General features: G+C 57.5%; 15 protein-coding genes. 8 read left to right on the top strand and 7 right to left on the bottom strand.

Annotated features, from left to right (window positions below):
- The first annotated feature begins 100 nt into the window (after nt 1–100).
- Entirely contained in the window at nt 101–892 is a 792-nt protein-coding gene (locus PMA3_RS08820) for a transporter substrate-binding domain-containing protein (RefSeq protein ID WP_064676797.1), read from the top strand.
- 79 nt (nt 893–971) lie between these two features.
- Here PMA3_RS08820 and PMA3_RS08815 read toward each other — a convergent pair whose 3' ends face one another.
- Together PMA3_RS08815 and PMA3_RS08810 are read right to left on the bottom strand one after the other, a co-directional pair.
- A complete protein-coding gene (locus PMA3_RS08815; protein ID WP_064676796.1) occupies nt 972–1,208 on the bottom strand; it encodes a hypothetical protein in 237 nt (78 codons plus the stop codon).
- Between the two features lie 158 nt (nt 1,209–1,366).
- Nucleotides 1,367–2,281, bottom strand: a complete 915-nt coding sequence (locus PMA3_RS08810; RefSeq protein WP_064680643.1) for a LysR substrate-binding domain-containing protein — start codon at nt 2,279–2,281, stop codon at nt 1,367–1,369.
- Nucleotides 2,282–2,478: 197 nt separating this feature from the next.
- Between PMA3_RS08810 and PMA3_RS08805 the strand changes: the two genes are divergently transcribed.
- The 4 genes from PMA3_RS08805 to PMA3_RS08790 all read left to right on the top strand — a co-directional run bounded on the left by PMA3_RS08805 (nt 2,479) and on the right by PMA3_RS08790 (nt 6,512).
- Nucleotides 2,479–3,228, top strand: a complete 750-nt coding sequence (locus PMA3_RS08805; RefSeq protein WP_064676795.1) for an SDR family NAD(P)-dependent oxidoreductase — start codon at nt 2,479–2,481, stop codon at nt 3,226–3,228.
- Between the two features lie 99 nt (nt 3,229–3,327).
- Nucleotides 3,328–4,626, top strand: a complete 1,299-nt coding sequence (locus tag PMA3_RS08800; protein ID WP_064676794.1) for an MFS transporter — start codon at nt 3,328–3,330, stop codon at nt 4,624–4,626.
- An 18-nt stretch (nt 4,627–4,644) separates the two neighbouring features.
- The gene (locus tag PMA3_RS08795) at nt 4,645–5,493 is read left to right on the top strand and encodes a transketolase (protein ID WP_064676793.1); all 849 of its coding nucleotides are present in this window, start codon (nt 4,645–4,647) and stop codon (nt 5,491–5,493) included.
- Nucleotides 5,490–6,512 (top strand): transketolase family protein, encoded by a 1,023-nt coding sequence (locus PMA3_RS08790; protein ID WP_064676792.1) that lies wholly within the window; start codon nt 5,490–5,492, stop codon nt 6,510–6,512. The genes PMA3_RS08795 and PMA3_RS08790 overlap by 4 nt, the downstream gene beginning before the upstream one ends.
- 73 nt (nt 6,513–6,585) lie before the next feature.
- Here PMA3_RS08790 and PMA3_RS08785 read toward each other — a convergent pair whose 3' ends face one another.
- Complete coding sequence (locus tag PMA3_RS08785; RefSeq protein ID WP_082930279.1) at nt 6,586–6,993, bottom strand: hypothetical protein; 408 nt, start codon at nt 6,991–6,993, stop codon at nt 6,586–6,588.
- A 354-nt stretch (nt 6,994–7,347) separates the two neighbouring features.
- Between PMA3_RS08785 and PMA3_RS08780 the strand changes: the two genes are divergently transcribed.
- Nucleotides 7,348–7,773 carry a DUF2628 domain-containing protein gene (locus PMA3_RS08780; RefSeq protein WP_064676791.1) on the top strand — a complete coding sequence of 142 codons (426 nt, stop codon included), beginning with the start codon at nt 7,348–7,350 and terminating at the stop codon, nt 7,771–7,773.
- A gap of 93 nt (nt 7,774–7,866) precedes the next feature.
- Here the strand turns inward: PMA3_RS08780 and PMA3_RS08775 are convergent, their stop codons facing one another.
- Together PMA3_RS08775 and PMA3_RS08770 are read right to left on the bottom strand one after the other, a co-directional pair.
- On the bottom strand, nt 7,867–8,340 hold the full coding sequence (locus tag PMA3_RS08775) for a helix-turn-helix domain-containing protein (RefSeq protein WP_064676790.1): 474 nt from the start codon (nt 8,338–8,340) through the stop codon (nt 7,867–7,869).
- Nucleotides 8,341–8,390: 50 nt separating this feature from the next.
- Nucleotides 8,391–8,708, bottom strand: coding sequence for a type II toxin-antitoxin system HigB family toxin (locus tag PMA3_RS08770; RefSeq protein ID WP_237140726.1), 318 nt, complete (start codon nt 8,706–8,708; stop codon nt 8,391–8,393).
- Between the two features lie 220 nt (nt 8,709–8,928).
- Between PMA3_RS08770 and dusA the strand changes: the two genes are divergently transcribed.
- Together dusA and tal are read left to right on the top strand one after the other, a co-directional pair.
- The gene (gene dusA / locus PMA3_RS08765) at nt 8,929–9,915 is read left to right on the top strand and encodes a tRNA dihydrouridine(20/20a) synthase DusA (protein ID WP_064676788.1); all 987 of its coding nucleotides are present in this window, start codon (nt 8,929–8,931) and stop codon (nt 9,913–9,915) included.
- 178 nt (nt 9,916–10,093) lie between these two features.
- Nucleotides 10,094–11,020 (top strand): transaldolase, encoded by a 927-nt coding sequence (tal, locus tag PMA3_RS08760; protein WP_064676787.1) that lies wholly within the window; start codon nt 10,094–10,096, stop codon nt 11,018–11,020.
- A 206-nt stretch (nt 11,021–11,226) separates the two neighbouring features.
- Here the strand turns inward: tal and rssC are convergent, their stop codons facing one another.
- Nucleotides 11,227–11,709 (bottom strand): anti-sigma factor antagonist RssC, encoded by a 483-nt coding sequence (gene rssC, locus PMA3_RS08755; RefSeq protein ID WP_064676786.1) that lies wholly within the window; start codon nt 11,707–11,709, stop codon nt 11,227–11,229.
- The gene (gene rssB, locus PMA3_RS08750) at nt 11,709–12,890 is read right to left on the bottom strand and encodes a two-component system response regulator RssB (protein ID WP_064676785.1); all 1,182 of its coding nucleotides are present in this window, start codon (nt 12,888–12,890) and stop codon (nt 11,709–11,711) included. Before rssB ends, rssC begins: the two co-directional genes overlap by 1 nt.
- Nucleotides 12,891–13,037 lie beyond the last annotated feature (147 nt).

Here is a 13,037-nt window from a genome sequence, read left to right as displayed (position 1 = left end):
GTTAGCTGTACGCGCTTTACGAGTTGGGTCGCCAGTTCTTCAAGTTGAGGAACCAATTCACTACACTCGGCCGACATTCCAATTCAAAAGCCCAATAACAATGAAAAAAATCAAAACCGCGATGACGCTCGGAGGCCTGCTCGTCCTATCCTTCGGCGTTCAGGCCCAGCAAAGCCCATCGCACCTGGACACCGTCATTCAACAAGGCCAGCTGCGCGTCTGCACCACGGGCGACTACAAACCCTATACCTCCAAAGCCGATGACGGCGAATACTCGGGGATCGACATCGCCATGGCCCGCTCGCTGGCCGACAGCCTTGGCGTCAAGGTCGAATGGGTGCAGACCACCTGGAAAACCCTGATGCCCGACATGCTGGCAGGCAAATGCGACATCGGCGTCGGCGGCATCTCGGTCACGCTGGAGCGCCAGAAAAAAGCCTTCTTCAGCACCACCCTGGATGTCGACGGCAAGATCCCGCTGGTGCGCTGCGAAGAGCAGGCGTCGTACCAGACCATCGAGCAAATCAACCAGCCTTCGGTGCGCCTGGTCGAACCGGCCGGCGGCACCAACGAAGCCTTTGTCCACGCCTTCCTGCCCAAGGCGCAATTGCGCCTGCATGACAACGTGACCATCTTCCAGGAGCTGCTGGACAAGAAGGCCGACGTGATGATCACTGATGCTTCGGAAGCGCTGTACCAGCAGAAACTCAAACCCGGTTTGTGCGCGGTCAATCCAACCCGGTTCATGCAATATGGGGAGAAGGCCTATCTGCTGCCGCGGGACGACATCAGCTGGAAGTTGTATGTCGATCAGTGGCTGCATCTGGCGAAGGTGACGGGGAATTATCAGAAGGTTTTGGAGCAGTGGTTGGCGGTGCCTGTGGCTAAATAGCGGATCCATTTTTTATAAGTTCGAACAGCAAAAAGTGCGCCTCCCCAAGGAAGCGCCCTTAATGTGATTGCGCCTGACCTCAACCAGCAAGACCAACAACCTCGATCCGCGTCAGCCCTACCCGCTCCGCCTGCTCTAAAATCTCCTCCGGCGTCGAATCCGCCGTGGGCATGACCAGGCTGTTCTCGGCATCCCCCAAATGCAGCTGTAGCAGATGCATTGCCGCCTCATGCACGGGTAGCCGAGCCTGGCTGAGTTCGAAACTGTGAGTGCGGGGCTCGCCGTTGAACAGGTATTTCACGGTGTAGTTGTGCATGGGGGGATCCTCGTAATGGGAGAAGAGCAGCCAACCATCCTGACTAACCGGTCAGTTTTTAGTTCAACTGCTCGCCTTACCCTGTTCATGCAGCGACCAACCCCTTGGTCATCGTGATGCGCTACGGGCGCCTCGGTACATCGGACTTGATGTTGCAATCAGTACGCAAAATCATGTCCCAATTCCTTTTGCATCCATTCCAGGAACCGCCGCACCCTTGGAAAATTGGAATGGGCCCGGGGAAATACCAGATGGTGCGCCGTAATAGGCGCGCTCAGCTCCGGCGCCACTTCGACCAATACGCCCCGAGCGAGGTAGTCCTGGGCGAGCAAGGTACTTTCGAGGGCAAAACCAAGCCCATGGCTTGCAGCTTCCAGTGTCATATACGAACGGTCGAAGCTCAGGGTATAGGGTTTATCCGGGCGTGAGACGCCATGCTGCGCGAACAACTGCGGCCACTTGATCAGCGTCGCCTCCGACATGATCAGGTTGCTGTCCAGCAAATCGACAACACTGTGCACAGGGCGCTTTTCCAGCAGTTTCGGTGACGCCATCACCGCAATTTTTTCGTCTCTCACTGTCCGCACTTCGAAGCTTGGCCAGTTGGGCAAACCATGGCGAATATCGACATCGATCTTGTCCCGACTGAAGTGCAGCGACTCGTAGGAGCACGACAGGTTGAGCTGGATATCCGGATGACTTTCCCGGAACTGCTCCAGGCGCGGCATCAGCCACAACAGGCCGAAACTGGGCGACGAGTGCAACCGCAGGCAGTCCAGGCTGACATCACTGGCGGCACGTTCGGTCGCTATCGCGAGACTGTGGAGGATGCCAGACACTTCCTTGAGGTATTGCTCGCCGACCGGTGTGAGTGTCACGCCCCGCGCCGTTCGCAAGAACAACTGCCGGCCGATCATCGCCTCCAGTTTGGCCAATTGGTGACTGACCGCCGAGGGCGTCAGGTCGAGCAGTTCCGCGGCGCGGGCAACGTTGCCGAATCGGGCCGTCTGCTCGAAGGCCTGAATGGCTTTCAGGGGTGGCAGTATCGGAGGCGCGTCGCCGGGTGAACGCATCATTATGTTATTCCGCTGCAAGTGACATGAACCGGGGTTCTTCCTATTCAAACACCCGATAACCCGATTGACGAGTGCTGAATTTTTTTCAGCATCGAGTGACATTCACGTTATTGCTCAAGGCATGCCTGGGGACCAAGCTGAGTCATCGATTCATTGTGGGTCGACCCAATAAAAACAATCAGAGGTACTCTTCCATGCTTCTTCAAGGCAAAGTCGCGATCATCACCGGTGCAGCTTCCGCACGAGGCATTGGCCGCGCTACAGCGACCACCTTTGCGCAACAGGGTGCACACGTCGTGATCCTCGATCTGGATGAATCCGCCGCCCGTGATGCCGCTGCTTCCCTGGGTGAAGGACATCTCGGTCTTGCAGCCAACGTTGCTGACGAATCGCAGGTTCAGTCGGCCGTCGCCAAAATCATCGAGCACTTTGGCCGCATCGACATTCTCGTCAACAACGCCGGCATCACCCAGCCCCTCAAGACATTGGACATTCGCCCTTGCGATTACGACAAGGTACTGGACGTCAGCTTGCGCGGTACCTTGCTGATGTCGCAGGCGGTGATTCCGACCATGCGTCAACAGTCTTCCGGCAGCATCGTGTGCATGTCTTCCGTTTCGGCCCAGCGCGGTGGCGGCATTTTCGGTGGCCCGCATTACAGTGCCGCCAAAGCGGGCGTGTTGGGTCTGGGCAAAGCCATGGCACGAGAACTGGGGCCGGACAAGATTCGCGTCAACTCCATCGCACCTGGTTTGATTCACACCGACATCACCGGCGGCCTGATGCAGGACGAACGCCGCCACGCGATCATCGACGGCATTCCGTTAGGCCGCCTTGGTGAAGCGCAGGACGTCGCCAACGCGGCCCTGTTCCTGGCCAGTGACCTTTCCTCCTACCTGACTGGCATCACGCTGGATGTGAACGGCGGCATGCTGATTCACTGATGATACCTGGCGGGCCTGCGCGGCCCGTGCGGTTCTGGATCGACGACGCAGCCAGGCTTTATAGCCTGGCGGTCAATAAAAACAAGAGATCGGACCATCATGACAACCCTGTCGCTCGAAGCGGTTTCGACCGTGCGCTCCAACGCCTACCGGAAAACCGCGTGGCGCCTGATGCCGTTCCTGATGCTGTGCTACCTGTGCGCCTATCTGGATCGAGTCAATGTCGGCTTTGCCAAACTGCAAATGATGAACGATCTGGCGCTCAGCGAAACGGTCTACGGGCTGGGCGCTGGCATGTTCTTCATCGGCTACTTCCTCTGCGAAGTCCCCAGCAACATCATCCTGCACAAGGTCGGTGCGCGGGTCTGGATCGCGCGCATCATGATCACCTGGGGCATCGTTTCCGCTCTGTTCGCCTTCGTCGAAACCGCTTGGCAGTTCTATGCGTTGCGCTTTCTGCTGGGCATTGCCGAAGCCGGCCTGGCGCCGGGTCTGTTGCTGTATCTGACCTACTGGTTTCCATCCTACCGTCGTGCCCGCATGACCGTGTTGTGGTTCATCGCCATTCCGCTGTCAGGCATGGTGGGTGGCCCCCTCTCCGGCTGGATCATGACCCACTTCGCAGGGATGCATGGCTGGGCGGGATGGCAGTGGATGTTCGTGCTGGAGGCGGTGCCCACGGTCGTGGTTGGACTTCTGGTATTGAGCTATCTCAAGGACGGCGTGCATCAAGCCAGCTGGCTCAACGACGACGAAAAAGCGCTGATCGCCCGCGAGCTGGCCGAGGATGACCAGCACAAAGTCACCCATGCCTCTGTGGGCGAGTTCATCCGCGACCGTCGTCTCTGGTTATTGGCCGCCATCTACTTCTGTGTCGTGATGGGCCAGTACGCAATCACCTTCTGGCTGCCGACCCTGGTGCGTAACGCAGGGGTGTCCGACCCGATGCAAATCGGCGTGCTGACCAGCCTGCCCTACCTCTGCGCAATCGTGGCCATGCTGTATGCCGGACGCAGCGGCGACAAACATCGCGAGCGCCGCTGGCACCTCATCATACCGATGTTCGCGGGTGCCATCGGACTGACCCTGGCGGCAATGATGGGGGGAAATGTGACGCTCTCGATTCTGAGTCTATGCCTGGCCGCTTCCGGAATTCTGTCCGCGACGTCGATGTTCTGGATGTTACCCACCACGTTGCTCGGTGGAGTGTCTGCCGCCGCGGGCATCGCGGCGGTCAACAGCTTCGCCAACCTCGCCGGCTTCTGCTCGCCTTACCTGATCGGCTGGATCACCACCCTCACCGGCTCCAGCGCCATCGGCATGTACCTGATCACCGGTGTACTGGTGGCCGGTGCCCTGTTGGTACTGCGCATTCCCGCCGCCCTGGTCAATCGTTGATTTAACGGAGTTTTTAGCATGACTACCCATCCTTCATACGCGTCATCCAAAACCCTGGTGCAGCGCGCCCACAATATTCGTCGGCACGCGCTGCAAATGGGTCAAGTCCAGGGCCAGGGCTATGTCGGCCAGGCCCTCGGTGCCGCCGACCTGCTGGCAGTGTCTTACTTTCACGCCCTGAACTATCGGCCGGAAAACCCGCAGTGGGAGGAGCGAGACCGCTTCTACCTCTCCATCGGTCACTACGCGATTGCGCTGTACGCCGCATTGATCGAAGCCGAAATCATCCCGCTCGATGAGCTGCAAACCTACGGATCGGATGACAGCCGGCTGCCGATGTCGGGCATGGCGACCTACACCCCAGGCATGGAAATCACCGGCGGTTCGCTGGGTCAGGGCCTGGGCATCGCGGTCGGGGCCTGCCTGGGCCTCAAGCGCAAAGGTTCGTCTTCCTTCGTCTACAACTTGCTGTCGGACGGCGAACTGAATGAAGGCTCGACCTGGGAAGCGGTGATGTCGGCCTCGCACTGGAAGCTCGACAACCTGATTGCCATAGTCGATGTCAACAACCAGCAAGCCGATGGCTACTCCAGCGAAATCCTCTCGTTCGAACCGATCGTTGATCGCTGGCAGGCATTTGGCTGGTTCACCCAACGGGTCGATGGCAATGACCTGGAGGCACTGGTCGCCGCATTCGATGCCGCGCGCAACCATCCCGGCACGCAACCGCGAGTCATCATCTGCGACACCAAAATGGGTAAAGGCGTGCCCTTCCTGGAAAACCGCGAGAAGACCCACTTCATCCGTGTGGAAGAGCACGAATGGGATCTGGCACTGAGCAATCTTGAAGAAGGAAAAAACCAATGAACAACGCAACCAATACCCCGACTTCAATGATCGAGCCGCCTAAAAAACGCCTGACCACCTCGGCGATGATCGCGTCGATTGCCTCTGAAGGCCAGGCCACCCGCTCAGCACCTTTTGGCCATGCGTTAGCCGCGCTGGCGGATCAGCGTTCAGACATCGTGGGCATGTCCGCCGACTTGTCCAAGTACACCGACCTGCACATTTTCGCCAAGGCCCACCCAGATCGTTTCTATCAAATGGGCATGGCCGAGCAGTTGTTGATGAGCGCGGCAGCGGGGATGGCCCGGGAAGGCTTCGTACCCTTCGCCACGACCTATGCCGTATTCGCCTCCCGCCGCGCCTATGACTTCATCTGCATGGCGATTGCCGAGGAAAACCTCAACGTCAAAATCGTCTGCGGCTTGCCCGGTCTCACCACCGGTTACGGCCCAAGCCACCAGGCCACGGACGACCTGGCGATCTTCCGTGCCATGCCCAACCTGATGATCGTCGACCCGTGCGACGCGCTCGAGATCGAACAGGCAGTGCCTGCCATCGCCGCTCACCAAGGGCCCGTCTACATGCGTCTGCTACGCGGAAATGTGCCGCTGGTGCTGGACGAATACGGCTACAAATTCGAGATCGGCAAAGCCAAAACCCTGCGTACCGGCAATGATGTTTTAATCATCTCCACCGGTTTAATGACGATGCGCGCGTTGGAAGCGGCCAAAGAACTTCAAGCTGATGGCGTTGATGTGGCCGTGCTACATGTACCGACGATCAAGCCCCTGGATGAACAAACCATTCTGGCTGAAGCCAGAAAACCCGGTCGACTGGTCATTACCGCGGAAAACAGCTCCATCATCGGTGGACTGGGTGAGGCGGTTGCCACGGTCCTGCTGCGGAACGGCGTAACACCTACTTTCAGGCAAATAGCCTTACCGGACGCCTTCCTCGATGCCGGCGCGCTGCCAACACTCCATGATCGCTACGGTATTTCAACTCAAGCGGTTTGCACGCAAATCAAAGCCTGGCTGTAACTGCAGGGTTCAAGGCACCTGGACACAGGTGCCACCCGGGAACATCTCCAGGACTATCGGCCATCGGCGCTGATTACCTGATGTTGCCGGAGACTGTTTTAGTGTCGCCCGTATGAACCTTGCAACTCACATCGCCCGACATGGTGGTGACATCGCCATTGATATCACCACTGTCGACATGGCCGCTCATGGTGCGGACGCTGCCGACATTGCCGGTGACCTGAACCCTGCCAGCGGCCGTTTCAACCGAGGCGGGGTTACCGTTCACGACGACGCTGACCGGACCTGTCACTGGCACAGCCTGCTCGACGCCATCGACCACCACCCGGTTGCCGTCAACGCTGATGTTTTTCCCGGTGTAGGTAATGCCATTGATGGTCACGGTCGCGCCGCCCGTGGCAACCTCAAGCTCGCGGGCCTGGGCAAAGCTCGAGAAGTACAGCGCAGCGATCATCAGGGCCAGCTTCTTGGTGGTCGACATGTCAGCGCTCCTTCGTTCAGGTGGTTACAGGGTAATAGCAGGCCGCCGTTAACAATTCACGCTTATTTGCGCTGTTGGTGACGGTCGGCGATCCATTGTTGCCAGGCAGTCGACGTCAAAGCAGCACCATCACCAATGGCTGGCAGGTTTTGCGCTCTGATTGTGCGGAAACGGCGACAGATTTATTTCATGCGTCCCCCTTCTGATTCCAAGCTTCATCGGGGCTGAACATAATGGCTTGTGAAAATTCCTGCGCTGCCCGAGACTCAAGTCGCCACATTGGTCACTGACCTGCAGCCTGCAAAAAGCTGGTCGATGTCTCGACCGAGCAGCGCCCCAAAAAAAGGACAGAACATGAGCAGCACGGACGAATTGCAAAACCACGATGCCAGCCCGAAATGGAAAGAGCGATTCGCTTTTTTCAATCAGCACGGCAGCCCCAAAAACCCCACCTTCAGCTCCGCGCTCAAGCAGCTAACGACCCGCAAGCGCATGCTGATCAATATGAACTTCATCGCGATTTTCTTCGGCCCGGTTTATCTTTTCGTGCTTGGCCTGTGGAAAAAGAACCTGGCGCTGATAGCGATCATCGTCGTCGTCAGCTTCAGCCTGTCGTTGATCTTCACAATCCTGGGCCGTGAATTGCCCTACGCCTTGGGCAGCGGCCTGAACGTCGTCTTTGCACTGATGTATGGGTTGAGCGCCAACTATGCGTATTACCTGAAACAGGAAAAAGGCTCGCAGGGGTGGAACCCGTTTGAAGGGTTGAAGATAGTCTGAAGGACTTGCGGGATCGAAATGTATCCTGCCGGGATAAAGCAAGGCGCGCCCTCCGGAGCGCGCCTTTTTCACTGGATCGCTAAAAAATAGTGATCAAACTACACCGTGCATAAAAAACTCGACAGGAACCTTAAAGTAATCAGAAAAGCCTTTTATCTGAGAAACAGTCATTTTTCTTTTATTGTTCAGCATTTCTGAAATGGCACTTTGAGAAGCAATTTCGGACAAGTCCTTTTGTTTAACTCCCCTATCGGCAATAAGAAACGCCAACGCTTCCGATTGAGAGGAGTAAGGGATCAAAACCGTCTCAGTCTCGTACTCATAAACACGATCAGCCACCAACTCCGCGAAGCGTGCTGCTACATGCCCTTCACTATCAGCATGAGAGTAAAGCTCATCGATTAGCGCCATGCGCCCCTGTAAGTCTTTATCATCCTTGATTTTTTCATGACAGGCAGACAATAACCGGGACATGGTCGCCATCTGATCGCTAAGACCATCAAGCATCGGTGAAATATTAGCTATGAAGGCATCTAGTCCAGTGGCTTCGATTTTATCACGCTTCATTTTATCACCTGTATTTTTTCAGTACATAAAAGTAGATCATCCAATCAGAACTACTCGACCTCACTTTTACACCACTTGTCGTATCCGGCGTGAGGCAGGATGTTTTTAATATAAATGGTGCCATTCATCGTATTTATCCAACAAATAATCCGGCACTCATTCTTCTTGATATCAAAAATATAAATATCAAGGGGCCCCTTCCTGCTCGACTCCCGAAGTTTTGAGCGAGGGACTCGATCAACGTTCCATCCAGACGTGGCGGACCAAAGGTTTCGAGTCTGCTCAAACGACTCGAAGCGCAGGCCTGGCTTATCAAACGTCGTTAGCCATAGACTCAGCGCTGCGTGCCACTGACTGTATTTCTGCATGGCTTGCGTGACCGCCGCTTTCGCTATTACCCGCATACCTTCTCCGGCGTTCTTCCATGCGAGCAAAATTATCTCGAATACAGATATCTGTCAAACAGATATTCAGCCAGCTGATTCAGGCCCAAAGAACACACCACACTTGAACGGCATCCCTATCCCCAACACCACCTACGCATCCCTGATAAACTGCGACCTTTCGCCTCTCCGATTCAGATCCCCAATGTCCTTAAAAACCGCCCTGCTCGCCCGCCGCTTCTCCGTCGCACCGATGATGGATTGGACCGACCGCCACTGCCGCTTCTTCTTGCGCCTGCTCTCCAAGCACGCCCTCCTCTACACCGAGATGGTCACCACCGGCGCGCTGCTCAACGGCGATCACGAGCGCTTCCTGCGCCACAACGAAGCCGAACACCCTCTCGCCCTGCAACTCGGTGGCAGTGTGCCGCTGGACTTGGCCATGTGCGCGCGCATGGCGCAGGACCATGGTTACGACGAGGTGAATCTGAATGTCGGCTGCCCGAGTGATCGGGTGCAGAATAATATGATCGGCGCCTGCCTTATGGGGCATCCGCAGTTGGTGGCCGATTGTGTGAAGGCGATGCGTGATGCGGTGTCGATCCCGGTGACGGTGAAACACCGGATCGGGATCAATGGCCGGGACAGTTACGAGCAGTTGTGCGATTTCGTCGGCACGGTGCGGGATGCCGGGTGCACGAGTTTTACGGTGCATGCGCGGATTGCGATTCTGGAGGGGTTGTCGCCGAAGGAGAACCGCGACATTCCGCCCCTGCGGTATGACGTGGCGGCGCGGTTGAAGACGGATTTTCCGGAGCTGGAGATCATTCTCAATGGCGGGATCAAGACGCTGGAGGCTTGTCGCGAGCACTTGCAGACGTTTGATGGTGTGATGCTGGGTCGTGAGGCTTATCACAACCCTTATGTGATGGCCGAGGTGGATCAGCAGCTGTTCGGCAGCACGGCGCCGGTGATCAGCCGGGCCGAGGCGCTGGCGCAATTGCGGCCTTATATCGCGGCGCATATCGATGCGGGTGGTTCGATGCACCACATCACTAGGCATGTGTTGGGGCTGGGCACCGGGTTTCCGGGGGCACGCAAGTTTCGGCAGTTGTTGTCGGTGGATATTCATAAGGCGAAAGAGCCTTTGGTGTTGCTGGATCAGGCGGCGGAGTTGTTGGAGGGGCGTTAACGGTCGCCCCGGTTGAACCTGTGCCCGGATTTGGCATCGTACCTATCGATACCGCGCCCCGCCTTTCAAACACCCGTTTTCAGGTTGTTGCCGCTGGGGCCATCGATACACGCACGCGCCCTTGAGTGGCTGTCAGCGCTCGGGTAATGTCAACAGACCCATAGGACAGAGCACGCCCATGACTTCCAAGCTGGATCAACTCAAACAAATGACCACCGTGGTTGCCGACACCGGCGACTTCGAAGCTATCGCTCGCGTTAAACCCGTGGACGCTACCACCAACCCTTCGTTGCTGCTCAAGGCGGCGGCCATTTCCGGTTATGCCGAGTTGCTGAATGCGTGCGTTCACGACTGCAAGGGCGATGTAGGCCTGGCCAGCGACCGGTTTGGCGTTGCGGTAGGGCAAGAGATTTTGAAGGTTGTGCCGGGCCGTATTTCCACTGAGGTGGATGCGCGGCTGTCGTTCGACACTGACGCCGTATTGAAGCGCGCGCACCGTCTGATCGAGCTGTATGACAAGGCCGGCATCGGCCGTGACCGGGTGCTGATCAAGATCGCGTCCACCTGGGAAGGTATCCGCGCTGCCGAGCAACTGGAAAAAGAAGGCATCCAGACCAACCTGACCCTGCTGTTCTCCTTCGCTCAGGCCGCCGCTTGTGCCGATGCCGGGGTGTTCCTGATTTCGCCGTTCGTGGGCCGTATCTACGACTGGTACAAAAAAGCCAACGGCAACGACTACACCGGTGCGGATGATCCAGGTGTGCAGTCGGTGACGCGGATCTACAACTATTACAAGGCCAATGACTACAAGACTGTGGTGATGGGCGCGAGCTTCCGTAATCTGAACCAGATCGAGCAGTTGGCCGGTTGTGACCGTTTGACCATCAGCCCGGAACTGCTGGAGAAGCTGGCGGCGGATAACGGCAAGCTGGAGCGCAAGCTGGCGCCGGGCAATGCCGGTGAGGCGCGTTTGAGCCTGAATGAAGCGCAGTTCCGTTGGTTGTCCAACGAGGATGCGATGGCGACCGAGAAGCTGGCTGAGGGTATTCGTCAGTTTGCCCGGGATCAGGAGAAGCTTGAGGCGTTGTTGCAGGCGAAGCTGTGATTTAGTTCGGGGCAATGCAGAAAGGGCGGACCTTGGGTTCGCCCTTTTTTTTGCGTTGAATTTGGGTGTTGGGTGGCTTCGCGGCGGGGGATGTGGTGTTTGTTATGGCGCCTTCGCGGGCAAGCCCGCGATGGGGCGGCATATTCAACTACGTGGTGACTGGTTCGGTCTCGCTCCCACAAGGGGGGCTGGCCATTGATTGGGGATCAGTGGCGCTCGAGCGCATTCACCAGGTCGTGGAAGGCTTCCCGGTTGGAGTCGTTCAGGCCCATGAGGATCTTGTGCGCTTCGAGCACTTTGATCCGCACCACTTCTTCGGACTGGTCCTGGTCTGGCAGGTCGGTCAGGCACTCAGGGCACGGGATCGGGCGGTCAACGATGTTGAACACCTGCTCGAAGCCCATGGACTGCAGCAGCCGGGTGATGTCTTCGTGGGTCGTGACGACGGTCGGCAGCAGGCCGACCTTTTGCCGCGACAGGATCGACAATTTGGCCAGCAGGCCAAGGGTGGTGCTGTCGATGCTGCGGGTTTCGGTCAGATCGATCACGATCGCGTTGAAATTCAACGACGTGAAGATCCGCTCAATAGTCGCATCCAACGCCGAACACAGGGTCAGGCGAACTTCACCGACGAACTTGAGGACGAAGGTGCCGTCCTGCTCGGCGAACTGGATTCTACCGGTACTCATCAAAGATTCCTGCTCAACACCAACAGGGCGATATCATCCGGCATCTCCCCCAGCGTGGCCAATCCAAAAACCTGCCGCAGACCATCCAGGCTGCCGCCCGCTGCCTTGACCCGTTGGGGCAAAGCCGCTTCTTTTTCTTTGAGTGTCGGTTCTGGCAAAAGGTCCAGGATGCCATCGGACATCAGCGTCAGGCTGAATGTCGGCGGCAACTCCAGCACGTGGTCTTCGTAGGTGGCTTCGTTGAAGAGGCCTACCGGCAGACCGCGCCCTTCCAGATAACTGACACTGTCTGGCGTGTACAACACAGGCAACGGCAAATGACCGCCGATGCTATAGGTCAACAAACCTGTCTCCTCGTCGATGACTCCACCGACCATTGTGACGTGTTTACCCAGCTTACAACTGATCAGGCCTCGGTTGATATGACCAAGGACCTCTGAAGGCTTGAATTCCGGCAATGTACCGCTGCGCTTGGACTCGAACAGCAGGCGCGTGGTCATGAACTTCAACAGCACGGTCACGAAGGCTGAAGAAGCGCCATGCCCGGAAACGTCCGCCAGGTAGAACGCGACCCGGCGCTCATCGACCCGAAAATAGTCGACGAAATCACCCGACAGGTACAGCGACGGAATGATCTGGTGCGCAAACTGGAACTCGTCGATGGTCCACGGACTGACCGGCAACATGTTCATCTGCACCTGGCGACCGGCATTCTGGTCTTCCTGGAGCAGGTTCAGGCTGGCTTCGAGCTCACGGTTGGCCTTTTCCAGCTTCTCGCGGTAGCGCTGGTTTTCCAGCAGCAGGCGCGCGCGATCCAGGGCCCGGCGCACGGAGTGCTCGAGCACGGCCAGATCTTCGAGAGGCTTGATCAGGTAGTCCGCCGCGCCCAGGCGCAGGGCCTCGACCGCATCGTTCATCACGCCGGCGCCAGACACCACGATGACCGGGGTCTGTGGCGACCGCTCGGTGACCTGGCGGATGAGTTCGAGCCCGCCCATCTGCGGCATGCGCAGATCGCAGATGACCAAGTCGGGCTTGTCTTGCTCGAATACCTGAAGACCTTGCTGGCCATTGCTGGCCTGCAAGACGCTGAAACCACTGTCTTCCAAGTAGGCGGCGAGGCTCGCTCGCACTACTTCGTCATCATCGATTATCAGCAGCGTGGCACTGGTTTTTGGCATGTGGGCAAACGGCGCCAGAATTAGGTTGGCGTAGCAGGCAGGGGTTGTGGCCCGGCTCACACTACTGGATTCGCTTTCTAGCCTCTCCGACGCACCGTTTTCGGGCATTTGCCCTGCACACGGGTACACCAGAGGTGCCCTTCTAAG

It is taken from the genome of Pseudomonas silesiensis (genome assembly GCF_001661075.1).
Lineage (GTDB): Bacteria > Pseudomonadota > Gammaproteobacteria > Pseudomonadales > Pseudomonadaceae > Aquipseudomonas > Aquipseudomonas silesiensis.
Note: the sequence above shows the minus strand (reverse complement) of the source record. Positions and strands in the feature narration are given on the sequence as shown.